Source organism: Aquabacterium soli, assembly GCF_003933735.1.
In the GTDB taxonomy this organism is placed as follows: Bacteria; Pseudomonadota; Gammaproteobacteria; order Burkholderiales; family Burkholderiaceae_C; genus Aquabacterium; species Aquabacterium soli.
The window spans coordinates 42,182-63,809 of the sequence record NZ_RSED01000015.1; the positions used below are offsets into that span (position 1 = coordinate 42,182).

At 65.3% G+C, this 21,628-nt stretch carries 20 protein-coding genes; 16 read left to right on the forward strand and 4 right to left on the reverse strand.

All coding sequences use genetic code 11. The features are described 5' to 3' along the window. Positions 1 to 58: 58 nt before the first annotated feature. Positions 59 to 691 carry a flavin reductase family protein gene (locus tag EIP75_RS17245; RefSeq protein WP_125244532.1) on the forward strand — a complete coding sequence of 211 codons (633 nt, stop codon included), beginning with the start codon at positions 59 to 61 and terminating at the stop codon, positions 689 to 691. Between the two features lie 26 nt (positions 692 to 717). Here the strand turns inward: EIP75_RS17245 and EIP75_RS17250 are convergent, their stop codons facing one another. After that, positions 718 to 1,671, reverse strand: a complete 954-nt coding sequence (locus EIP75_RS17250) for a MerR family transcriptional regulator (protein ID WP_158622888.1) — start codon at positions 1,669 to 1,671, stop codon at positions 718 to 720. Between the two features lie 100 nt (positions 1,672 to 1,771). On the opposite strand from EIP75_RS17250, the gene EIP75_RS17255 reads away from it, so the two are divergent. Beyond that, a complete protein-coding gene (locus EIP75_RS17255) occupies positions 1,772 to 2,392 on the forward strand; it encodes a chalcone isomerase family protein (RefSeq protein ID WP_158622889.1) in 621 nt (206 codons plus the stop codon). 27 nt (positions 2,393 to 2,419) lie between these two features. Here the strand turns inward: EIP75_RS17255 and ubiE are convergent, their stop codons facing one another. The 3 genes from ubiE to EIP75_RS17270 are packed head-to-tail and all read right to left on the reverse strand — an operon-like array spanning position 2,420 to position 5,743. After that, positions 2,420 to 3,151, reverse strand: a complete 732-nt coding sequence (gene ubiE / locus EIP75_RS17260) for a bifunctional demethylmenaquinone methyltransferase/2-methoxy-6-polyprenyl-1,4-benzoquinol methylase UbiE (RefSeq protein WP_125244535.1) — start codon at positions 3,149 to 3,151, stop codon at positions 2,420 to 2,422. Between the two features lie 20 nt (positions 3,152 to 3,171). Continuing rightward, complete coding sequence (locus EIP75_RS17265) at positions 3,172 to 4,458, reverse strand: BaiN/RdsA family NAD(P)/FAD-dependent oxidoreductase (protein ID WP_199758630.1); 1,287 nt, start codon at positions 4,456 to 4,458, stop codon at positions 3,172 to 3,174. Between the two features lie 37 nt (positions 4,459 to 4,495). Further along, positions 4,496 to 5,743: a GGDEF domain-containing protein gene (locus EIP75_RS17270; RefSeq protein WP_125244536.1), complete on the reverse strand. Its 1,248-nt coding sequence runs from the start codon at positions 5,741 to 5,743 to the stop codon at positions 4,496 to 4,498. A 138-nt stretch (positions 5,744 to 5,881) separates the two neighbouring features. On the opposite strand from EIP75_RS17270, the gene EIP75_RS17275 reads away from it, so the two are divergent. From EIP75_RS17275 to mshL, 14 genes are all read left to right on the forward strand, one after another. Further along, positions 5,882 to 6,697, forward strand: a complete 816-nt coding sequence (locus tag EIP75_RS17275; RefSeq protein ID WP_125244537.1) for a TIGR00266 family protein — start codon at positions 5,882 to 5,884, stop codon at positions 6,695 to 6,697. Between the two features lie 240 nt (positions 6,698 to 6,937). Beyond that, positions 6,938 to 7,918 carry a YncE family protein gene (locus tag EIP75_RS17280; protein ID WP_420797175.1) on the forward strand — a complete coding sequence of 327 codons (981 nt, stop codon included), beginning with the start codon at positions 6,938 to 6,940 and terminating at the stop codon, positions 7,916 to 7,918. Continuing rightward, positions 7,905 to 8,738 (forward strand): polysaccharide deacetylase family protein, encoded by an 834-nt coding sequence (locus EIP75_RS17285; protein ID WP_125244538.1) that lies wholly within the window; start codon positions 7,905 to 7,907, stop codon positions 8,736 to 8,738. The genes EIP75_RS17280 and EIP75_RS17285 overlap by 14 nt, the downstream gene beginning before the upstream one ends. 54 nt (positions 8,739 to 8,792) lie before the next feature. Beyond that, on the forward strand, positions 8,793 to 9,767 hold the full coding sequence (locus EIP75_RS17290) for a sterol desaturase family protein (protein ID WP_125244581.1): 975 nt from the start codon (positions 8,793 to 8,795) through the stop codon (positions 9,765 to 9,767). 64 nt (positions 9,768 to 9,831) lie between these two features. Beyond that, positions 9,832 to 10,854 (forward strand): EI24 domain-containing protein, encoded by a 1,023-nt coding sequence (locus EIP75_RS17295; RefSeq protein WP_125244539.1) that lies wholly within the window; start codon positions 9,832 to 9,834, stop codon positions 10,852 to 10,854. After that, on the forward strand, positions 10,851 to 11,645 hold the full coding sequence (locus EIP75_RS17300) for a competence/damage-inducible protein A (RefSeq protein ID WP_125244540.1): 795 nt from the start codon (positions 10,851 to 10,853) through the stop codon (positions 11,643 to 11,645). Before EIP75_RS17295 ends, EIP75_RS17300 begins: the two co-directional genes overlap by 4 nt. Before the next feature lie 311 nt (positions 11,646 to 11,956). After that, positions 11,957 to 13,375, forward strand: a complete 1,419-nt coding sequence (gene glnA / locus EIP75_RS17305; RefSeq protein WP_125244541.1) for a type I glutamate--ammonia ligase — start codon at positions 11,957 to 11,959, stop codon at positions 13,373 to 13,375. Positions 13,376 to 13,561: 186 nt separating this feature from the next. Next, positions 13,562 to 14,128, forward strand: a complete 567-nt coding sequence (locus EIP75_RS17310) for a hypothetical protein (RefSeq protein WP_125244542.1) — start codon at positions 13,562 to 13,564, stop codon at positions 14,126 to 14,128. 2 nt (positions 14,129 to 14,130) lie between these two features. Further along, the gene (glnL, locus tag EIP75_RS17315; protein ID WP_125244543.1) at positions 14,131 to 15,285 is read left to right on the forward strand and encodes a nitrogen regulation protein NR(II); all 1,155 of its coding nucleotides are present in this window, start codon (positions 14,131 to 14,133) and stop codon (positions 15,283 to 15,285) included. A 69-nt stretch (positions 15,286 to 15,354) separates the two neighbouring features. Further along, a complete protein-coding gene (gene ntrC / locus EIP75_RS17320; protein WP_125244544.1) occupies positions 15,355 to 16,953 on the forward strand; it encodes a nitrogen regulation protein NR(I) in 1,599 nt (532 codons plus the stop codon). Between the two features lie 486 nt (positions 16,954 to 17,439). Then, a complete protein-coding gene (locus EIP75_RS17325) occupies positions 17,440 to 18,678 on the forward strand; it encodes a PilN domain-containing protein (protein WP_125244545.1) in 1,239 nt (412 codons plus the stop codon). Continuing rightward, positions 18,675 to 19,385, forward strand: a complete 711-nt coding sequence (locus EIP75_RS17330; protein ID WP_125244546.1) for a type 4a pilus biogenesis protein PilO — start codon at positions 18,675 to 18,677, stop codon at positions 19,383 to 19,385. The genes EIP75_RS17325 and EIP75_RS17330 overlap by 4 nt, the downstream gene beginning before the upstream one ends. After that, the gene (locus tag EIP75_RS17335) at positions 19,382 to 19,852 is read left to right on the forward strand and encodes a hypothetical protein (protein WP_125244547.1); all 471 of its coding nucleotides are present in this window, start codon (positions 19,382 to 19,384) and stop codon (positions 19,850 to 19,852) included. Before EIP75_RS17330 ends, EIP75_RS17335 begins: the two co-directional genes overlap by 4 nt. Beyond that, positions 19,849 to 21,627, forward strand: a complete 1,779-nt coding sequence (gene mshL / locus EIP75_RS17340) for a pilus (MSHA type) biogenesis protein MshL (protein WP_199758631.1) — start codon at positions 19,849 to 19,851, stop codon at positions 21,625 to 21,627. Before EIP75_RS17335 ends, mshL begins: the two co-directional genes overlap by 4 nt. Position 21,628: the final 1 nt, after the last annotated feature.

The following is a 21,628-nucleotide window of genomic DNA, read 5'->3' on the forward strand; positions in this document are numbered from 1 at the left end:
TAGCGGACGCTAGACCTTGCACCTGCGGAGGCGGCCGGGCCTGACTACACTGCCTGCCATGTCAGAGCAGTCACCTTCCCAGCCCATCGCTCCTGTGTCCACCACCTTGGCGCGACCGGCCCATGTCGTTGCGGTGGATCTGGCCAAGGCCTACCGCCTCATCAACCATGGGCCCACGGTGCTGGTGAGTTCGGCCCATGGCGGTCGCCGCAACGTGATGGCGGCGGCCTGGAACATGCCACTCGACTTTTCTCCGCCCAAGGTGGCGGTGGTCATCGATCGCAACACCTACACGCGTGAGTTGATCGAAGCGTCGGGTGAACTGGCGCTGTGCGTGCCCACGCGCGCGCAGGTCGATGCCGTGTCGCAGGTGGGCAAGACCACCGGCCGTGAGCAGGACAAGTTGGCCGAGGCTGACCTGTCGGTGTTCGCGGGCAGCCATGTCGGCGCGCCGCTGGTGGATGGGTGCGTGGCGTGGCTGGAGTGCCGGCTGCTGAACGAGCCGGAGATGGCGCAGCGCTATGACCTGTTCCTGGCAGAGGTGGTGGCCGCCTGGGCTGATGCTCGCCTGTTCGATGGTGGGCACTGGTTGCCCATCGATGCACCGCACAGCACTTTGCACCATGTGGCTGGCGGCGTGTTCTTCACGCTGGGGGATCTGGTGTCGGCCAAGCCTGCCGCAGAAGGCTGAACCGGCGTCGTGGCCTGAGCCGAGGCTCAGTCGCCCCGCTGCGACGACAGCTTCGCGCGTTGCTGGCGCACGCGGGCCTTGAGCTTGTCGTGCACCCCGCGGTCGAACTCTTGCTGCAGCACCACCGGGAAGGCCGCCGACACCGAGCCGATGGCCAGCGGGCGCAGGCGCTCGAACAGGTTGTGCACGGTGCGCAGCGCATTGGGCGGCAGCGCCAGCAGAGGGTCCTGGTCGGCTGCATCCGGATCCACCTGCTGCGGGCTCAATGTCTGCATGAGCTCGCGCACCATGGCGATCACGAACTGGTCCACATAGGCCTGGGCGATGGCCCGCATGTGCTCGATCAGCTGGTTCTGCAGCGCCAGTGAGGTCGACAAAGGCACCTGCATCTCGGCCATTTGCTTGCCGATGGCCCACAGCGACGGGCTGAGGATGTCCACCTGCGTTTCGGACTGCAGCGGGCTTTCCTCGTCGGTGTCGACCGTCTGGTACAGGCCCGTGTTGAGCAGCGGCATGACCTGTTCGGCGGTGATGCTTTCACCCCAGTGCTCGGTCAGATCGGCCAGACTCTTGCGAAGTGGTTGCTCCACGCGGAAGAAGCCGTTGGAAAACAGCTGGGCGATCAGCGAGTACTCCGCACCGGCGCGGTCGGGCACACGGGCCAGCAGGTCGCCGATGGCTTCCAGGCCGAAGCCCATGTGACGCATCTCGCGGATCAGCTCCAGCCGTGACTTGTGCTGACCCGAGTACAGGCCCAGGCGCCCATGCAGCACTGGAGGCGGCATGAGCCCGGCAGTTTGGTAGGCGCGGATGTTGCGCACCGACACGCCCGTCTGGCGAGCCAGTTCGGCCACGGTCATGCCGGAGGCTGTGCTGCCCGCAGGCCGGCGCGGCGAGGCCTGCTCGACATCTTCAGGCGCGGCGGCCTGTGGGCTGGCAGCGGGTTTCTGGCGGCTGGGCGGCGGGGCTTTGACGGGCATTTGTAATGCAAGTAGCAAACGCGACATGATGGACCACTCAATGTTGCATTCGCGATGTAGCATTGCCATCGGTTTTTCCACCAACATGGCAGCCAACAAGATGAACAAGCTGAACAGGCACCGTCACCACCGTCACGTCAAGCGCTTGCTGGCGGTGCTGGCCATGGCCGGCGCCTGCGTGATCGCGCTGCCGGGGCAGGCCTCGGAAGTGGCCGGCGTGGCACTGGATGACGCGGTCGCGGTGGCTGGGCAGCCATTGGTGCTCAATGGCCTGGGCCTGCGGTCCAAGATGTTCATCAAGGTCTATGTGGTCGGCCTGTACCTGCCGCACAAGGAAACGCATCCGAGCGATGTACTGGGCATGCCCGGCGCCAAGCGCGTGCAACTGGTGATGATGCGCAATGTGGGCAGCGAGTTGCTGGCCGACAACCTGAGCAAGGCCCTGGCGGAGAACACCAGCAAGGCAGAGATGGCGCGGCTGCAGCCACGCGTGGAGCAGCTCAGGTCCTTGATGATGTCGCTGGGTGAAGCCCGCAAGGGCTCGAAGATCCTGCTGGATTTCCAGCCCGGCGTGGGCACGCACGTGACGGTGGACGGCCAGGCCGTGGGCAACGACATCCCCGGCGATGATTTCTACCGGGCCTTGTTGCGCATCTGGATCGGTGACGAGGTGGCGTCCAAGCCCCTCAGGGCCCAGCTGCTGGGGCTGCCGCCGACCTGATCCCGATAGATCAAGCCAGCGATCAGGTCAGCACTTCAGGCCCATGTGCAGGGCCACGACGCCACCGGTCATGTTGTGCACGTCCACATGGCCGAAGCCCGCGTCCTTCATCAGGGCCTTGAGGGTGGCCTGGTCGGGGTGCATGCGGATGGATTCGGCCAGGTAGCGATAGCTTTCTTCGTCGTTGGCGACGAACTTGCCGATCTTGGGCAGCACCTTGAACGAGTACCAGTCGTAGGTCTTCTCCAGCGGCTTGGCCACCTTGGAGAACTCCAGCACCAGCAGGCGGCCGCCCGGCTTGAGCACGCGGCACATCTCGGCCAGGGCCTTGTCCTTGTGCGTCATGTTGCGCAGGCCGAAGGCCACGGTGACGATGTCGAAGGTGTTGGCCGGGAAAGGCAGCTTTTCGGCATCGCACAGCGTGGTGGGCAGCATCACGCCGGCGTTGACCAGGCGGTCGCGGCCGGTGGCCAGCATGGCCTCGTTGATGTCCGTGTGCACGACCGTGCCGCGCGGGCCCACGCGCTTGGCGAAGGCCTGGGCCAGATCGCCCGTGCCGCCTGCGATGTCCAGCACCTTGTGGCCTTCGCGCACACCGCTGGCGGCGATGGTGTAGGCCTTCCACAGGCGGTGCAGGCCCATCGACATCAGGTCGTTCATGATGTCGTACTTGCCGGCCACGGAGTCGAAGACGCCGCGCACGCGCGAGGCCTTCTGGGATTCGTCGACGGTCTGGAAACCGAAGTGGGTGTCGCTCATGTGTGCATCTTAGCGCGGGCTCAGGCCGGGCTCTGTGCCATGGCCCTGGCGCAGGCCATGGCACTCGACCAGGCCCACTGGAAGTTGTAGCCACCCAGCCAGCCGGTCACGTCCACCACCTCGCCGATGAAATACAGGCCGGGCTGCAGCTTGCTCTCCATGGATTGTGAACTGAGCTCGCGCGTGTCCACGCCGCCAGCCGTGACCTCGGCCTTGGCATAGCCCTCGGTGCCGCTGGGTGTGATGGACCAGGCATTGGCCGACTGGCCCAGGGCGTCCAGGTCCTTGTCCTTCAGTTCGGCCACGGCGGCGGTGTCCTGCAGGGCAGGATGGCGCGCGGCAGTGTCCTGCAGCCAGGCCTGGGCCAGACGCTGCGGTACGGCCTCTGGCAGGGCATCTCGCCAGGCGGTGGAGAGCTGACGGCGCGAGCCCTGCTTGCTCTGCCTCAAGGCCTCGGCCAAGTCGATGCCGGGGGCCAGATTGATGCTCAGCGGCTGGCCGGGCGCCCAGAAACTGGAGATCTGCAGGATGGCCGGGCCGCTCAGGCCGCGGTGGGTGAACAGCAGGTCTTCGTCGAAGCTGACGGGTTTGACCTTGTTCTTGCCCTTGGTGGCGCCCTCGGCAGGCGCCGGTGTGGCCGTGACGACAACCGGCAGCGCGACCCCCGACAAGGCCGACCACCGCGCCCACTGGGCCGCATCGAAGGTCAGCGGGACCAGGGCAGGGCGCAGCGGCACGATGCGGTGGCCGAACTGCTGAGCCAGGCGCTGGCCGAAATCGGTGGCGCCGATCTTGGGGATCGACAGCCCGCCGGTGGCCACCACGACATGGTCGGCCCGCACCAGGCCCTGTTCGGTGTCCAGCTCGAAACGCCGCTCACCCGGCCCGGGCTCGGCCACTGCGCGCACGGCACCCACGCCGCAGGGCTGGCGCCGCGTCACGCCGCCTTCAGTGCATTCGGTCAGCAGCAGGTCGATGATCTGCTGGCTGCTGCCATCGCAGAACAGCTGTCCCTTGTGCTTTTCGTGGAAGGCGATGCCGTGCCTGCGCACCAGCTCGATGAAATCGGCGCAGGTGTACTGGGCCAACGCGGAGCGGCAGAAATGCGGGTTCTCGCCCAGGTAGTTGGCGGGCAGGGCTTCGCGGTTGGTGAAGTTGCAGCGGCCGCCGCCGGAGATGCGGATCTTCTCGGCCACCTTGGTGGCGTGGTCCAGCAGCAGCACCCGCAGGCCGCGCTGGCCAGCCGCGCCGGCACAGAAGAGGCCGGCGGCACCGGCCCCGATCACGACCACGTCAAAGTCGGGCATGTCGAAGGTATCAAGTCAGAAGAAAGGAGAAGTGCACTCAGCTTCGTGTTGGCTTGAAGGCCTGCACGCTGATCACACCGGGAGTGCCTTGGGCATCCACGCTGGCCAGCACGGCGCGGTGGGCGCCCTGGCGCTTGGCTTCGGCCACGGCTTCGGTGGCGCGGTGGATGGCATGGTCCATGGTTTCGGATTCCTGCACCTGGACGATGCCGACGCTCAGGCCGATGGGCTCCCGGGCCGAGTCGCGTTCGCGCTGCTTTTCGTCGATCAGCCGGGCCATCCGGGTGGCCACATGCAGCGCATCCTGTGGGTTGGTGTCGGGCAGCAGGGCGATGAACTGATCGCCGCCCAGGCGGCCTACCAGGTCACGGCCCCGCAGCATGGCGCGCGCCACGCTGGAGACCAGCCGCAGGGCCGTGTCGCCGGCCGCGTGCCCGTGCACCTCGTTGAGGTGCTTGAACCCATCGATGTCGAAGACCATCAGGGCGCAGGCCCCGGGGGGCGACAGGCGCACCGTCTGCTGGGCCATGTCCTGGAAGTGGCGGCGGTTGGGCAGTTGCGTGAGCATGTCGAAATCGACCATCAGACGCAGCTGGCGCTGGGATTCGCGCAGGTCCTGCTCGGTGCGCTCGTAGGTCAGCAGCAGGCCCATGTAGACGGCGAAGATCACGGCCACCGTGAGCGTGAGGCTCAGGAAGGGCTGCTGCACGAAGGTGTTGGGTGCGGTCACCTGCACGCCCCACAACTGGATGCCTTCGATCAGGCGCGGAACCTGCACGGCCACGCCCAGCACCATGAACAGCAGGAAAGCCTTGAGGTGGGTGCTCTCGCGCCATTCGCGGATCGACCACACCATCCAGGAGGCGTAGGCATAGCCGGCGATGCTGGACATGGTGAAGGACGCGACCCGGCCGCCGGCGTCATCGGGCGCATGGGACCAGACCATCAGCCACCACAGGAAGCCGGCGATCAGCACGACCTGGTCGCCCCAGGGCGGCACCGGCAGCTCCGAGCGCACGTAGAAGCGGCGCAGCCCGCCCAGCATGGTGATGGGCCATTGCAGGGCCAGCAGCACCGACAGCGCGAACATCGCGGGATGGTCGTACCTGTACAGGGTGCAGACCGCGCCGGCCAGGTTGAGCCACTGCGCCCACACCCACCACCAGAACCCCCGGTAAGTGCGTTGCGACAGGCCGACGTAGGTCATGATGCCCGCGGCCGTCGCCATCACCACGATGGTGGTGAAGAACAGCGTTGGGGGGTGCAGGTTCTCCAGAACGGCCATGGACTTTGGCGTGGTGTGGGTCGAGTTCGAGCACAATCCGGGCAGTGTCACTGTGCCCGCGATCGCGCCCCGATGGTGTCGCGATTATCCCGGGGGCACGCCGAAACGAACCCCTGTTGTTTTTTGGAGCACGCAATCATGGCGATGGACGTCGTTGACTACGAGATCAAGGGCAGTGAGATGCAGTTCGTCGAGGTCGAACTGGACCCCGGCGAGGCCGCCATTGGCGAAGCCGGCAGCATGATGTTCATGGACGGTGGCATCGACATGGACACCGTCTTCGGCGACGGCTCGCAGCAGCAGGGCGGCTTCTTCGGCAAGCTGATGGGCGCCGGCAAGCGCCTGATCACGGGCGAATCGCTGTTCACCACGGTCTACACCAACCAGGGTTCCGGCAAGAAGCGTGTGGCGTTCGCCGCCCCGTACCCCGGCAAGATCATCCCGATGGACCTGGCCCAGCTGGGCGGCACCCTGCTGTGCCAGAAGGATTCTTTCCTTTGTGCGGCCCGTGGCGTGTCGCTGGGCATCGGGTTCCAGCGCAAGCTCGGCGTCGGCTTCTTCGGCGGTGAGGGTTTCATCATGCAGAAGCTGGAGGGTGATGGCCTGGCCTTCGTGCATGCCGGCGGCACCTTGCTGCGCCGCGATCTGCAAGCCGGCGAAGCCTTGATGGTGGACACGGGCTGCGTGGTCGCCTACACCCCCAATGTGGATTTCGACATCCAGTACGTGGGCAAGATCAAGACGGCGCTTTTCGGCGGCGAGGGCATCTTCCTGGCCCGCCTCAGCGGCCCTGGCACAGTGTGGCTGCAGAGCCTGCCGTTCTCACGCCTGGCGTCCCGCATCTTTGCTGCGGCGCCGCAGACGGGCGGGGGCGGGCGTGGAGAAGGCTCCCTGCTGCCGGGCGTCGCGGGCGCCGGCCTGCTGGGCGGCATCCTCGGTGGCGACAACGAGTGATTTCACCGGGGATCCTGCACAAATCCGGTGATCCCGGGCGCAGCCGCGTCAGCACAAATCCCAGGTCATGCGTTTGACCTGGGTCGGCCTTCCCGGCTGGCGGGCCGCGTACACTGCGCGGTTCCATCGCAGGTGACGCAATTGATTTCACGTGGCTTTCCCAAGGCACTGGTGCGCCGGTCCTTCCTGTCGTCTGGCGCGCGCCATGCGCTCTCAGCCCTGGCCGTTGCGGCCTTGCCGGTGCCTGCGGTCTGGGCTCAAGGGGCTTCTGCGCCCGTCGGGCCGCTGGCCAAGGCCGCCAAGCCGCCGATCTTCGTGCTGAACTCGCTGGACGCCAATGTCAGCGTGATCGATCCGGTCACGTTCAAGGAGGTCAAGCGGGTGCCCACGGGCAAGGAGCCGCACCACCTCTACCTCACGCCGGATGAGAAATCCCTGCTGGTGGCCAATGCCCTGAGCGACACCATCACGCTGCTGGATCCGCTCACGGGGGATGTGCAGAAGGTGCTGACCGGCATCTCCGACCCCTACCACCTGCGCTTCTCACCCGACATGAAATGGTTCGTCACGGCCGCCAACCGCCTGGACCATGTCGACATTTACCGGGTGTCCTACGCTCAGCCGGCCGGCCTGACCCTGACGCTGGCCAAGCGCATCCCCACCGGCAAGACGCCCAGCCACATCACCATCGACAGCCGAAGCACCGTGGTGTATGTGTCCATGCAGGACAGCGACGAGCTGATCTCGATCGACCTGGCCACCCAGGCGCCGCGCTGGAAGGTGCCCGTGGGCAAGATGCCGGCCGATGTTTTCCTGAGCTACGACGACCGCTTCCTGCTGCTGGGCCTGACGGGCGACAAGTTCGTCGAGGTGTACGACGTGCGCGGCCCGAAGCCCGTGCTGGTCAAGCGCATCGAGACGGGCGAGGGCGCCCACGCCTTCCGTGCCTGGGGTGACAAACGGCACCTGCTGGTCAGCAACCGCGTGGCCAACACCATCAGCCGCATTGACCTGCAAACCTTCACCGTGGTGGCCAACTACCCGGCCCCCGGCGGGCCGGACTGCATGGACGTGCTGTCGGACGGCAAGACCATCCTGACCACCTCGCGCTGGGCCCGCAAGCTCACCTTCATCGACACCGTGCAGGGCAAGGTGATTCGCCAGGTGAAGGTGGGCCGCTCGCCGCACGGCGTGTGGACCCTGGACCATGCGCCGCGCTGACCGCGCACGGACCCGTTTCGCGCTGTGCCTGGCACTGCTGGGCGCGCCTGTGCTGGCCGCCCCAGGGGCTTCGGTGGCCGGCGCCAAGGCGGGCTCACCCTGCGAGCACCCCGTCTACCTGACCTTCGACACCGGCCACATGGGCGTGGCGCCGCTGGTGGCCGATGTGCTCAAGCGCCATCAGGTGCCTGTCACCTTCTTCCTGGCCAACGAGCGCACCCAGCCCGTGGGCGACCGGCCGGCGGGTGCCAGCCTGGACGATCACTGGGCCCCCTGGTGGAAGGCCATGGCCGCGCAGGGCCACGATTTCGGTAGCCACACCTGGGACCACCTGATCTGGCGCAAGGACACCTCGAAGGGCTTCACCTTCCGCCCCACGGCAGGCCCGGACAATGGCCGGTCGGTGGACCTGTCCGCGCCCCAGTACTGTGAGGAGCTGGCGCGCAGTGCCCAGCGCTTCCAGGCCATGACGGGCCAGCCCATGCGGGCCTTGTTCCGGGCCCCCGGTGGCAAGACCTCGCCCAAGCTGCTAGCCGTCGCCCGCGCCTGCGGATGGCACCACGTGCCCTGGACGCCGGCCGGCTTCCTGGGCGACGAACTGTCCAGCGAGCGCTACCCCAACCAGCGTCTGCTGCAACAGGCGCTGACCCAGGTGCGCCAGGGCGACATCCTTCTGGCCCACCTGGGCATCTGGTCGCGCCAGGAACCCTGGGCGCCCGCCGTGCTCGAACCCCTGATCGTCGGGCTCAAGGCCAAGGGCCTTTGTTTCGCCACCTTGCGCGAGCACCCCGACTACCGGGGCGTCGGCGCGGCGCCCTGAGCCAATTCAGCCATTGCGATAAGAAGGAGCGCACCAGGCATGTGGGACACGTGGATGGGTTGGTTGTCCGACCATTTCGGCTTGATGCAGCAAAGCCTGTTCGAGCACCTGGTGCAGCCCGTGCTGTTCTCGCTGGGCTGGGGCAATTTGCTCGAAGACGCCTTTGATGCCACCGGCTGGTTGCTGGTGGGCCTGGTGCAACTGCTGGTGATGCTGGCGGTGTTCTGGCCCTTGCAGCGCTGGCGCCCGGTTGAGGTCATCACCGACCGCCGTGCCGTGCGCGTCGACATCCTCTACACGCTGATCCACCGGCTGGGCCTGTTCCGTGTGGCGTTGTTCTTCTCGGTGGATCCACTGCTGGACGGCCTGTTCGGCTGGGCCAGCGTGCAGGGCATCAATGGGTTCCAGCTCGACGCTGCGGTCGCACCGTGGTGGCCTGGCATCACCGACACCGCCTGGCTGAGCTTCCTGCTCTACCTGCTGGTGTTCGATTTCGTCGATTACTGGATCCACCGTGGCCAGCACGGCCTGAACCGCTGGTGGGCCCTGCATTCGCTGCACCACAGCCAGCGCCAGATGACCATGTGGAGCGACAACCGCAACCATGTGTTCGACGACCTGCTGCGCGACCTTATCATCGTGCTGGTGGCGCGCGGCATCGGTGTGCCGCCCGGACAGTTCGTGGCGCTGGTGGCGCTCACGCAACTGGTGGAGAGCCTGTCGCACGCCAATGTGCGCATGAGCTTCGGCCCCGGGCTGCAGCGCCTGGTGGTGGGGCCACGCTTTCACCGTGTGCACCACGGCATCGGCATCGGGCATGAATCCAATGGCCCCCATTCCCTGGGGGGCTGCAATTTCGCGGTGCTCTTCCCCGTGTGGGACATCCTGTTTGGCACCGCCGATTTCCGCACCGCCTTGCAACCCACGGGCATCCGCGACCAGTTGCCTGAGCACGGCGCGCGTGATTATGGCGAAGGGTTCTGGGCGCAGCAGTGGCTGGGACTCAAGCGTCTGGCCGGGCGGAACTGACCTGGGCCGGGCGCGGTTGATCCACCTTGGGTATGCTGGCGGCACAAGGACGTACACCACCAAGATGCTCGCCGCCGATACCGCAAAGCCACCACCTTCCGCTCAACCCGCCACCTTGGCGCCGGCCTCTGTCGTGGATGCGGCCCTGCGCGCCATGCTGTACTGCCTGCACCCCCGGGTGATCTGGCTGTCGGTGGTGCCTCTGCTGCTGTCCATGCTCTGCCTGGGCGGCCTGGCCTGGTGGGGGTGGACCGATGCCGTCGCCCAGGTGCGTGTGGGGCTCGATACCTGGTCGCTCAGCCAGACCTTCCTGAACTGGCTCGATGGCTTGGGCGCCACGGGCTTTCGGGCCGTGCTGGCCCCACTGCTGCTGGTGATCGTGACCGTGCCGGTGGTGGTCGTGGCCTGCCTGCTGGTGGTGGCCACCATGATGACGCCAGCCATCGTCAAACTGGTGGCGCAGCGCCGCTTTCCGGCGCTGCAAGAGCGCCATGGCGGCAGCTGGTGGGCCTCGCTGGCGTGGTCGGCCAGCGCTGCCGTCGCGGCCTTGCTGGCGCTGTTCCTGACCTTGCCGTTGTGGTTCATCCCCCCGTTCGCCCTGGTGCTGCCGCCCTTGATCTGGGGATGGCTCACCTACCGGGTCATGGCCTATGACACCCTGGCCGATCACGCCAGCGTCAAAGAGCGCCAGCAATTGATGCGTGAGCGCCGTTCTGCCTTGCTGACCATCGGCATCATCTCGGGCTACCTGGGGGCAGCACCCGCCGCCCTGTGGGCACTGGGCGCCATCACCGTGATCCTGGCGCCCTTGATGCTGGTGATTTCGGTGTGGCTCTACACCATGGTGTTCGCGTTCTCCAGCCTGTGGTTTGCCCACTACCTGCTGGCCGCGCTGCAGATCCAGCGGGCTGCCGAGGCGCGCGCCGTGCCTGTCAGCGAACTCAGGCCCACGGCCCAATCACCGCAATCCCCGGCACATGCGCCCGAGACCACCGTGATCGATGTACCGGTGCGTGAGGTGCCCGGACCAGGGGCCGGCGGCAACACCTCCCTGCCTTCACCTCGCTCGCATCCAGACGCACCATGATCGGACTCATCATCGTCGGGGACGAGATCCTCAGTGGGCGTCGGCAGGACAAGCACCTGGCCAAATCCATCGAGCTGTTGGCGGAGCGGGGCCTGAAGGTGTCCTGGGCGCGCTATGTGGGTGACGAGCCGGGCATGATCACCGCCGCGGTCCAGGATGCGCTGGCCGGCAATGACGTGGTGTTCTCGTTTGGTGGCATCGGCGCTACCCCGGACGACCACACCCGTGCGGCGGCCGGCCGTGCGTTGGGGCGCCCCTTGGTGCTGCACGCCGAAGCGCGCGAACTGATCCTGCAGCGTTGCCGCCAGCTCGCTGAGCAGGAAGGCGAGGCCTTCGACCCGGATTCCGCCGACACCCAGCGCCGCCTGCAGATGGGCCATTTCCCCGAAGGCTCGGAGATCATCCCCAACCCCTACAACCAGATCCCGGGCTTCACCGTGGCAGGGCGCGTGCACTTCGTGCCCGGTTTTCCGGTGATGGCCTGGCCGATGGTGGCCTGGGTGCTGGACACGCTGCATGCGGGCCTGCACGGGCGGGGGGCGGAAGCCTCGCGTGCCGTCGTGGTGTATGGGGCCATCGAATCCCGGCTGACCCCGTTGATGCTGGACATCGAGGCCCGCTTCCCCGGCATCAAGGTGTTCAGCCTCCCCAGCGTCGACCACCCGGTGCATGGACGCCACATCGAGCTGGGGGTGAAAGGCTCGCCAGGGGCGATCGATCAGGCCTACCAGGCACTTCTGGACGGCCTGATCATTTTTGGTGCATCATTAGGCCCCGAAGTGGTGCATTGATTGGTTGTCAGGTCAAAAGGCACCAAAACGGTGTTTTATGCGGCCCCGCATCCGCGCTGCAACCATTTATATTTCATGATGCGGTTTCATGTCGCATGCCAGTGCATCTCTTTTGCGCGTGCAACCCGCTTTCAGCTGCACCAGACACGAGCTTGGTGCGCCGCAAACCTGTCTTTTTCCTGTCGGACACTTTGACGCACCCCGGAAGGCGGCATGGTTTTCGCTATTACACTGCGCGCTGTTTCTGATCTGGAAACAGACAAAACACCCAATTCTTCTTGCACATACAAGCCTCTTGCTAGGAGCACCTGATGGCCAACAAGACCGTCGCCGACGTGATGAAGCTGGTGAAGGACAACGAAGTCAAGTTCGTTGATTTCCGTTTCACCGACACCCGCGGTAAAGAACAGCACGTGACCGTGCCTGTGTCCCATTTCGACGAAGACAAGTTTGTCTCGGGCCACGCCTTTGACGGTTCGTCCATTGCCGGTTGGAAGGGCATCGAAGCCTCCGACATGCAGTTGATGCCTGACCCGGCCACCGCCAACATCGACCCGTTCTTCGAAGAACCCACGCTGATCCTGACCTGCGACGTCATCGATCCGACGGACGGCAAGGCCTATGAGCGCGATCCCCGCTCGCTGGCCAAGCGCGCTGAAGCCTACCTGAAGGCCTCCGGCCTGGGCGACACCGCCTACTTCGGTCCTGAGCCCGAATTCTTCGTGTTCGATTCGATCCGCTGGGGCAACGACATGTCCGGCAGCTTCTTCAAGATCGAATCCGAAGAAGGCGCCTGGTCCACCAGCAAGGAATACGAGCACGGCAACTCCGGTTACCGTCCGACCGTCAAGGGCGGCTACTTCCCCGTGCCCCCCGTCGACAGCTTCCAGGACATGCGCTCGGAAATGAGCCTGATCCTCGAATCGGTCGGCATCCCCGTCGAAGTGCACCACCACGAAGTGGCGAACGCCGGCCAGATGGAAATCGGCACGCGTTTCAGCACCCTGACCCAGCGCGCCGACTGGCTGCAGCTGCAGAAGTACGTGATCGTGAACGTGGCCCATGCCTACGGCAAGACCGCCACCTTCATGCCCAAGCCCATCGTTGGCGACAACGGCTCCGGCATGCACGTTCACCAGTCGATCTGGAAAGACGGCAAGAACCTGTTCGCCGGTGAAGGCTACGCTGGCCTGAGCGAATTCGCCCTGTACTACATCGGCGGCATCATCAAGCACGCCCGTGCCCTGAACGCCATCACCAACCCCGGTACGAACTCGTACAAGCGTCTGGTGCCCGGCTTCGAAGCCCCGGTGAAGCTGGCCTACTCGGCCAAGAACCGCTCGGCCTCGATCCGCATCCCGTATGTGGCCAACCCCAAGGGCCGCCGCATCGAAGCGCGCTTCCCCGATCCTTCGGCCAACCCCTACCTGGCCTTCGCCGCCCTGATGATGGCCGGCCTGGACGGCGTGGAAAACAAGATCCATCCGGGCGAAGCCGCCACGAAGGACCTGTACCACCTGCCGCCCGAAGAGGACGCGAAGATCCCGACCGTCTGCCACAGCCTGGACCAGGCTCTGGAGTACCTGGACAAGGACCGCGCGTTCCTGACCAAGGGTGGCGTGTTCACCGATGCGTACATCGATGCGTACATCGACCTGAAGATGCAGGAAGTCACCCGCTTCCGCATGGCCACTCACCCGGTCGAATTCGACATGTACTACAGCCTGTGATTCCCCTCGGGGATCACCACACGGAAGGGACGGCGCAAGCCGTCCCTTTTTTCATGTCGCTGCGGATGGCCTCCGGCATGTCGGCGGGCCCGAAGTCAGCCGCGTTGATGTTGTAAACAGGCCGGCACCCTCGGCTGCGGCCAGGGGGCTTGCAGGCATACTAGGCGCATGAAGCAAGGATCATCGATGAACCGTCTGTCGTCCCTGGTCTGGCAGGGGGGCGTGTTGTGCGGCGTTCTGGCCTTTTCTCAGGCCCAGGCGCAAGACAAACCCGTGTACCGCTGTCCTGGCAACCTCTACACCGATGCGCTGTCCGCCAAGGATGCGGCCGCGAAGGGCTGCAAGACCCTGGAGGGCGCGCCGATCACCGTCATCCAGTCGCAGCCTCTGCGTGCAGCGCCTCGCTCCGGTACAGCCTCTGGTGGCAGTGGTGAGAAGGTGTCCTCCGCAGATCAAAAGGCCCGAGATGCGGATTCCCGCAGCATCCTTGAGGCTGAGCTACGCAAGGAAGAAGAAACCCTCGCCGCGCTCAAGAAGGAATTCAACAACGGTGAGCCCGAGCGCCGCGGTGACGAGCGCAATTATCAGAAGTACATCGACCGTGTGGCTGAGATGAAGGCGGCCATTGCCCGCAAAGAGGCCGATGTCGCCTCGATCAAACGTGAGTTGAGCAAGCTGGGGGCGCCGCCTGCCTCGTCCCCGTCTCAGCCGCCATCTCCGTCCGCCGCTCCCACCTCGGCAACGCGTAACTGAGCATGGTGAACCGCACTCCTCCCTTGCTGGGCCGCCAGCACAGTGTGGCGCGGGGCGGCTCGCGCGTCGACCCGAGCGAAGTACAGAGTCTGCTGCCCGAGGGGGTAGAGGCGTTTGACCATCTGGCCACCATGGTGGCCGTGATCGAGCCCAATGGCCAGTGCCTGTTTGCCAACGTGGCCTTCGAAGAAGAACTTGGCCTGTCGCGCCGCAGCGTGCTGCGCGAGGCCATCTTCGACTGGTTCGAAGAGCCGGCCCTGCTGCAGGATGTGGTCAGGGCTGTCTCGTCCAATGAATACGCCACCAGCCGGCTGGAGGCGCGCCTCAAGCGTCATCCCAATGTGTTCTCCGATCCGCTGCCCGTGCAGGTGCTGGTCACGCGCATGGAACATGGTGACCTGGTCGTCATCGAACTGGTCGAGGTAGAGCAGCAGACCCGCCAGGACCGCGAAGAGCGCGTGCAGGACCAGGTCCAGGCCAACAAGGAGCTGATCCGCAACCTGGCCCATGAGATCAAGAACCCCCTTGGAGGCATCCGTGGCTCGGCCCAACTGCTGCAGATGGAACTCGAATCCAAGGCGCTGACCGAGTACACGCAGGTCATCATCCACGAGGCCGATCGCCTTCAGGCCCTGGTGGACCGGCTGCTGGCGCCACACCGCAGGCCCCACCTGGTGGGCGATGTGAACATCCACGAGGTCTGCGAGCGCGTGCGCTCGCTGATCCTGGCCGAGTTTCCCCGCGGGTTGCGGGTCTGGCGTGACTACGACACCTCGCTGCCGGAGTTCCGTGGCGACCGCGAACAGCTGATCCAGGCCTTGTTGAACATTGCGCACAATGCGGCGCAGGCGCTGTCCGAGCGCATCGTGCAGGGCGGCGACGCGCTGATCACGCTGCGCACGCGGGTGGCCCGACGTGTGACGATCAACCGCTATCTTCATCGGCTGGCACTTGTCTTGCATATTGAGGACAACGGCCCGGGTATCCCGGAGTCCTTGCGAGATCGGATCTTCTACCCGCTGGTGTCGGGAAGGGAGGGCGGGTCGGGCTTGGGACTCACCCTGGCACAAACCTTCGTTCAACAGCACCACGGCACCATCGAATGCGAGAGCGAACCCGGACGCACGGTCTTTCGAATCCTGATCCCCTTGCCTTGAGCATGGGGGCGTCGGGGCGCGAAGCATGCCAGGGGTTTGCCGTGCGGGTGCAACCACTCACAGGCCGGCATGAAACCCATCTGGATCGTTGACGACGACCAATCCATTCGCTTTGTGCTTGAAAAGGCGCTGGCCCGAGAAGACCTGCCGGTGCGCAGCTTCACGAATCCACGCGATGTGCTCACCGCCCTGGACGATGACGAGCCCCAGGTGCTGGTGTCCGACATCCGAATGCCAGGTGGATCGGGCATCGACCTGCTGAGCAAGGTCAAAGCGCGCCTGCCGGGTCTGCCCGTCATCATCATGACGGCCTACTCCGATCTGGACAGCGCGGTGTCGGCTTTCCAGGGCGGGGCGTTCGAATACCTGCCCAAGCCTTTCGACCTGACCAAGGCGATCGAGCTCATCCGCCGTGCCGTGGATGAAAGCGTGCGGGAGGATGTGGCCGACGAGCGCCTGCAGCAGATGCCCGAGATGCTGGGCCAGGCCCCGGCCATGCAGGATGTCTTCCGCGCCATCGGCCGGCTGAGCCAGAGCAATGTCACGGTGCTGATCACCGGTGAGTCAGGTTCCGGCAAGGAGCTGGTGGCCCACGCCCTGCACAAGCACAGCCCCCGCGCCAATGGACCCTTCGTGGCCATCAACACGGCGGCCATCCCGAAGGATCTGCTCGAATCCGAGCTGTTCGGCCATGAGCGTGGCGCCTTCACGGGTGCGCAGACCATGCGGCGTGGCCGCTTCGAGCAGGCCGATGGCGGCACCTTGTTCCTCGACGAAATCGGCGACATGCCCTTCGATCTGCAGACGCGCCTGCTTCGCGTGCTGTCGGACGGGCAGTTCTACCGCGTAGGTGGCCACCACCCGCTCAAGTCGAACGTGCGCGTGATCGCGGCCACCCACCAGAACCTGGAGGACCGTGTGCGCCAGGGCGTGTTCCGCGAAGACTTGTTCCACCGCCTGAACGTGATCCGCCTGCGCCTGCCGCCGCTGCGTGAGCGGCGTGAGGATGTGCCCACGCTGGCGCGCTTCTTCATGCAGAAGAGCGCCAAGGACCTGGGGGTCGAGGCCAAGCGCATCTCCGAGAACGCGCTGGCCCGGCTGATGGCCTTTGATTTTCCGGGCAACGTGCGCCAGCTGGAGAACATCTGCCACTGGCTGACCGTGATGGCGCCGGCCCAGGTGATCGAGCCGAAGGACCTGCCACCGGAGTTGATGGGTGTGGCGCCCCTGGCGCCGATCCAGCCCGTGGCCGAACTTGCGCCAGCCGTGGCGGTGGTGGCTCCGTCCACTGCTTCCGTTGCGGTGCCGCTGGTGTCATCGCCGTCGGCCGGCCCTTATGCGCCGCCTGTGGTGCTGCCTGTCGTGTCGCCCGCTGCGGTGGACTTGCCCGCAGTGCGCGTGGACGGCTTTGGCGCGCCGCCGGTTGCGGTACTGCCGGTGGCTGCAGCGCAGAACGGCTGGATCAGCGATCTGGAGCGCGAAGCGCGCGGGCTGCTTGATGCTGGACAGACCGATGTGTGGGACCAACTGACCCGCCGTTTCGAAGCCTGCCTGATCCACACAGCGCTGGACCTGACGCGCGGTCGCCGGATCGAGGCGGCGCAGAAGCTGGGCATTGGCCGAAACACGATCACCCGCAAGATCCAGGAACTCGGCATCGACGACTGAGTTTTTGGCGGGGGAGGCCTCAGGGTCTCTCCCAGCCCCCGGCACAAAGCCGAGGAGCTTTAACGGCAATATGCCGCTAAAGACCCCTGATTCCCCGGTTTTTCTTCCGCGAGATGGAAAAGTCTTCTGTCACGATGAGAAACGAGTGGACTCGGGGGTTTTTCAATGTGGGCTCGACGCCGGCAAGCTGACAACGGATCGCACTGGGTGGCTGTCACCCAGGATGGCGCCGTGCTGCGTGCCTTGCAGGTCAGCCATGGCGCCAGCGGGCGGCCTCGGCTGGACTGGGTCCACACCCAGGACACGAACGATTTTGCCCGTGGCTTGAGGGCGCTGGGCCGGGCGCATTCCCTGCGTGGCGTGTCGCTGACCAGTGTTCTGGGCCGCACACAGTACCGACTGATTTCCACGGAGCTCGATGAGCTGCCTCGCGAGGAATGGAGCGGTGCAGTGCGCTGGCGCCTCAAGGAGCAGGTCGATTTCTCGGTGGATGACGCCATCGTGGAGGTGCTGGGTGTCCCCCAGGACACGCAGAATCGCACCACCCAGCCGGCCATTGCCTTGCTGGAATCGCAGGCTGAGGCGCAGAAGCTGAGCCTGGCTGCGGATGACGCCGGCGCCACATGGACGGCGATCGAAGTACCGGAAACCGGCTTGCGCAACATCTGCGCCCTCACCGAAACCGAGTCCCAGGCCCACGCGCTGATTGCGTTTGGCAGCGAACACGCCTTGCTGGTCATCACGTTGGGTGGCGAGCTGGTCATGACGCGCACGATTGAAGTTGCCTCGGCAGCACTCATGGGCAGCGAAGAAGCCCGCGGTGGGGCATTGGGCCGGGCGGGGCTCGAGGTGCTGCGCACGCTGGATACGTTCGAGCGCACCCACAGCAAAGTCACCTTGTCAGGCCTGACCGTGGCACTGCCCGGCGGGGCAGCGAGCATGGCCGAGGTGTTGGCCGATCTGGTCTATGTGCCAGTCAAGGCACTTGAGATGGGGCAGTTGCTCGACTGCTCTGCGCTGGGCGAAACCTCCGAGCAGATCGAAGCCCTGGCATCACTGGAAAACCTGTGCTTGCTGGGCGCGGCATTGCGGCCAGCCAGTCAGGCCAGGGGCATTCAGCAGATCAACATGCAGGATGCGGAGCGCCCGCAGGGCGGCGCCTTGACCTGGGGGGCAGTGTGGGGTGTGAGGGCGGTTGTGGCTGTGCTTGGCGTTGCCGTGGTGGCGGTGATCGGCATGTCCGTGGCCACTAAAAGCTTCGAAAGCCAGGCGGCCGGGCTGGAAGCTCAACTGGGGCCTCTCACCGCCGCCACGGTCTCCATGCCGCCGCCACCCGACATGGACAAGCTCAACGAGCTGCGAAAGGGGGAGGCCTTGCAGCGGCGTCTGAGCGAGGCGCTGTCCAGCGCCACTGCCAATGCTTCGCAAGGCTATTCCGAATATTTGATGGCCCTGGGTCGGCAGGCACAGCCGAATGTCTGGATCACGGGCTTGACGGTGCACGGTAGCGGGGGGCAACTGGAGTTGTCCGGGCGCATGACAGATCCGGGATTTCTGCCGGGGTATCTCAGCCGCTTGGAGAGAGAAACGCAGTTCAAAGGCCGTCGCTTTGCTCAGGTTGAGATCGGGGTGGTCAGCTCCGAGATGACCGGAGACCAACGCTTGACCACCTTTTCTCTGAGCACGCAGGACACTCCGCGGAGCTCCAAGGAGATCAAGCCATGAATACTGCCGTCCAAAAGAACGCCAACTGGACGGCCATGTGGCATCAGAGCCTCCTGCGTTGGCGCAGGGCTCGTCGCGCTTTTGATACCAGAGCCCTCAACGAGCGCCGGTTGGTGATCATCGCCGTGTTGGCAGGGCTGTGGTTCGTGATGGACAGTGTCTGGATTACATCGGGCTTCAAGCAGTTGTCAGCGGTCATAGCGCGCAAGAATCAGGCGCAACAGGCCCTGCAAGCATTGCAGGACAAGCAGCGCTTGCAACTCGATGAGATGGCCCGTGCCCAGGCCTCCGTGGCCAGTGAACTGCTGCAGACGCGAGAGCGCATCCGTCTTCAGAATGCCGATTTCGAAAAGGCCCGCCAAGTACTTGTGCCCGCCTTGGAAATGAGAGCCTTGCTTGAAGGTTTGTTGGCTGAACAGCGCTCACTGCGTCTCATGTCGATGAAGACATTGCCGCGTGAAGAGATCCAGTTACCGCATGTGGATGGTGCTGGGCAATCGACTTTGCTGTATCGGCATGGATTGGAAATCAAGATCGTGGGGAGCTTTCATGAACTGCTGAACTGGCTTCGCAGTGTCGAGAGCCTGCCAAGCAAGGTGCTGTGGGACGAGATGACGCTCCAGGCCGATGACCAGGGTGTGCTCACGCTGTCGCTGAAGGTGCACACATTGAGCAGGGACAGGGAACCTTTGGAGATGGCCCCATGACGGCATGCCGGTGGCTGACTTCGATCCTGGCTGCGGCGGGTGTGCTGACGGGGGCGCTTTCATGGGCTGCGGACGTGATCGTGCTGCCCGATCCGACGCGGCCACCTAACGCCGTGCTCAGGTCGATGAGTGCCAAGAGCGCGGGTGGGGTGGCGCCGGTGCCTGTGCCGGCCCAGGCCGCTTCCGATGCGGCCAGTGGGGCTTCGGCGCCCCGCGCGTCCAGGCGCGAAGGGCGGTTGACTTCCGTGAGGGTGAGCCCGGGCTATGCCAGCGTGGCCTTGCTCGATGGTCGCCTTGTGCAACTGGGCGACCGGGTGGGCGACAGCACCGTGGCTTCCATCGATGAAGACGGCGTGGTGTTGCGCGGGCCCCGAGGCCAAGAGCGCCTGTCGCTGATCCCCACGGCCGGCAAGCGCAGGCCTGGCATGGACTATCCCGCCAAGAGCGGCGGAAAGGAAACACGATGATATCCCTCCATCGCGTGGCGGCATGGACGCTGGTGGCGTCCGCGGCCTGGATGGCCTGCGAGGCTCAGGCCTTCGGTTGGCGCTATACCAAGCCCGGCTCTTTGAACCAGGCTTCCACAGAGGTCAGTGAAGAGCAGGCCCCGAGAGACACCATCATGCTGGCTTCGGCGGAAGGCCGGGCCGTCAGTGGAATGTCCGTCTCGCTGTCGATGCCTGCCCGCCACCTGACCGCGGCCGAGCCGGTTCAGTCCAGCCGGACGGCGGCCGCCCCCGTGAGTGCGGCATCACCCGATGCCGGCGGGCGCTTCGACCTGGTCGTCAACAACGCTCCCGCGTCGCAGGTGTTCCTGCAGCTGGGCGCAGGAACCTCATACAACATGCTTGTGTCGCCCGAGGTCAGCGGCACCATCTCCCTGTCGCTCAAGAGCACCACGGTGCCCGAGGCCCTCGAGGCCTTGCGGGAACTCTTTGGGTACGACTTCCGCATCGCCTCTGGCAACCGCGTCTTCGTCTATCCCAACGCCGTCCAGACCCGCCTGTTCCGCATCAACTACCTGCCCGGACGGCGCCAGGGTACATCCGACCTGCGGGTGAGCTCAAGCTCGATCACCACCGGCACCTCCGGCAGCAGCACGGCGAACTCCACCACCTCGCCATCGACCTCGACCACGGCGGTCGATACCTCGCAGGTGCGCATGACATCCGATGCCGACTTCTGGCGAGAGGTGCAGGTGTCGCTCACGACCATGGTCGGCACCCAGGGCGGGCGCAGCGTGGTGCTCAACCCGGCCGCGGGCGTGGTCGTGGTGCGGGCCACGCCGGCCGAGCAGCGGCAGGTGGAGAGCTACCTCAAGGCCATCCAGCTGAACGTGAGCCGGCAAGTCATGCTCGAGGCCAAGATCATCGAGGTGCAGTTGCAGCGTGATTCATCCGCAGGCGTGAACTGGTCTCTGTTCCGCAACGTCGGCAGCGGGAAGACCGCGACCATCGGCAACGTGGGCCCTGGGGTGACGCTCAACAACAGCGGCGCCATCAGCAACAGCAGTGCAACCATCAACCCGGGCGCAAGCATCGTGACGGGGGCCTTGGGACAAGGTTTCTATGGTCTTGCGTTTCAGTCGGGGACCTTTGCTGCACTGCTCTCCTTCCTGCAGACGCAGGGTGATGTGCAGGTACTGTCGAGCCCCCGCATCGCCACGCTCAACAACCAGAAGGCGGTGCTCAAGGTGGGCAACGACGAGCTCTTCGTCACCGGTGTATCGACCAGCACCACCTCGTCGGGCAACAGTTCCGTCACCACGCCGACGCTGACCTTGCAGCCCTTCTTCAGCGGCATCTCGCTTGACGTCACCCCACAGATCGACGAAGAGGGCAATGTGACCTTGCACGTGCATCCCGCCATCAGCGTGGTCAGTGAGAAAGACAAGAGCATTGATCTGGGCGAGATGGGCTCCTACCAACTGCCGCTGGCCTCCAGCTCGATCAATGAGACGGACAGCATTGTCAGGGTGAAGAACGGGCACATCGTGGCCATTGGCGGCTTGATGCGGCATGAGTCGTCGGCCGACCGCAGCGGCCTGCCAGGGTTCAGCGAACTGCCCGGTGTCGGGGGGCTGTTCAGGCAGAAGTCGACGTCGACGAGCAAGCGTGAACTGGTCATCTTGATCAAGCCCACGGTGATCGGGGAAGATGGCAGCGGCTGGTCCAGCGACGAGCCGGTGACCTCCATGCTGCCCGGCTCACAGCAGCCCGCACAAGTCTCCCCGGAGAACTGAC

Excerpts from the sequence above, each read along its gene's own strand:
- mshL (WP_199758631.1), top strand. The coding sequence starts at position 19,849 with ATGATATCCCTCCATCGCGTGGCGGCATGGACGCTGGTGGCGTCCGCG.
- EIP75_RS17250 (WP_158622888.1), bottom strand. The coding sequence starts at position 1,671 with ATGCCCGTCAAAGCCCCGCCGCCCAGCCGCCAGAAACCCGCTGCCAGC.
- EIP75_RS17310 (WP_125244542.1), top strand. The coding sequence starts at position 13,562 with ATGAACCGTCTGTCGTCCCTGGTCTGGCAGGGGGGCGTGTTGTGCGGC.
- glnA (WP_125244541.1), top strand. The coding sequence starts at position 11,957 with ATGGCCAACAAGACCGTCGCCGACGTGATGAAGCTGGTGAAGGACAAC.
- glnL (WP_125244543.1), top strand. The coding sequence starts at position 14,131 with ATGGTGAACCGCACTCCTCCCTTGCTGGGCCGCCAGCACAGTGTGGCG.
- EIP75_RS17295 (WP_125244539.1), top strand. The coding sequence starts at position 9,832 with ATGCTCGCCGCCGATACCGCAAAGCCACCACCTTCCGCTCAACCCGCC.
- EIP75_RS17255 (WP_158622889.1), top strand. The coding sequence starts at position 1,772 with ATGAACAAGCTGAACAGGCACCGTCACCACCGTCACGTCAAGCGCTTG.
- EIP75_RS17245 (WP_125244532.1), top strand. The coding sequence starts at position 59 with ATGTCAGAGCAGTCACCTTCCCAGCCCATCGCTCCTGTGTCCACCACC.
- EIP75_RS17330 (WP_125244546.1), top strand. The coding sequence starts at position 18,675 with ATGAATACTGCCGTCCAAAAGAACGCCAACTGGACGGCCATGTGGCAT.
- ubiE (WP_125244535.1), bottom strand. The coding sequence starts at position 3,151 with ATGAGCGACACCCACTTCGGTTTCCAGACCGTCGACGAATCCCAGAAG.
- EIP75_RS17270 (WP_125244536.1), bottom strand. The coding sequence starts at position 5,743 with ATGGCCGTTCTGGAGAACCTGCACCCCCCAACGCTGTTCTTCACCACC.
- EIP75_RS17275 (WP_125244537.1), top strand. The coding sequence starts at position 5,882 with ATGGCGATGGACGTCGTTGACTACGAGATCAAGGGCAGTGAGATGCAG.
- ntrC (WP_125244544.1), top strand. The coding sequence starts at position 15,355 with ATGAAACCCATCTGGATCGTTGACGACGACCAATCCATTCGCTTTGTG.
- EIP75_RS17335 (WP_125244547.1), top strand. The coding sequence starts at position 19,382 with ATGACGGCATGCCGGTGGCTGACTTCGATCCTGGCTGCGGCGGGTGTG.
- EIP75_RS17265 (WP_199758630.1), bottom strand. The coding sequence starts at position 4,458 with ATGCCCGACTTTGACGTGGTCGTGATCGGGGCCGGTGCCGCCGGCCTC.
- EIP75_RS17290 (WP_125244581.1), top strand. The coding sequence starts at position 8,793 with ATGGGTTGGTTGTCCGACCATTTCGGCTTGATGCAGCAAAGCCTGTTC.
- EIP75_RS17300 (WP_125244540.1), top strand. The coding sequence starts at position 10,851 with ATGATCGGACTCATCATCGTCGGGGACGAGATCCTCAGTGGGCGTCGG.
- EIP75_RS17285 (WP_125244538.1), top strand. The coding sequence starts at position 7,905 with ATGCGCCGCGCTGACCGCGCACGGACCCGTTTCGCGCTGTGCCTGGCA.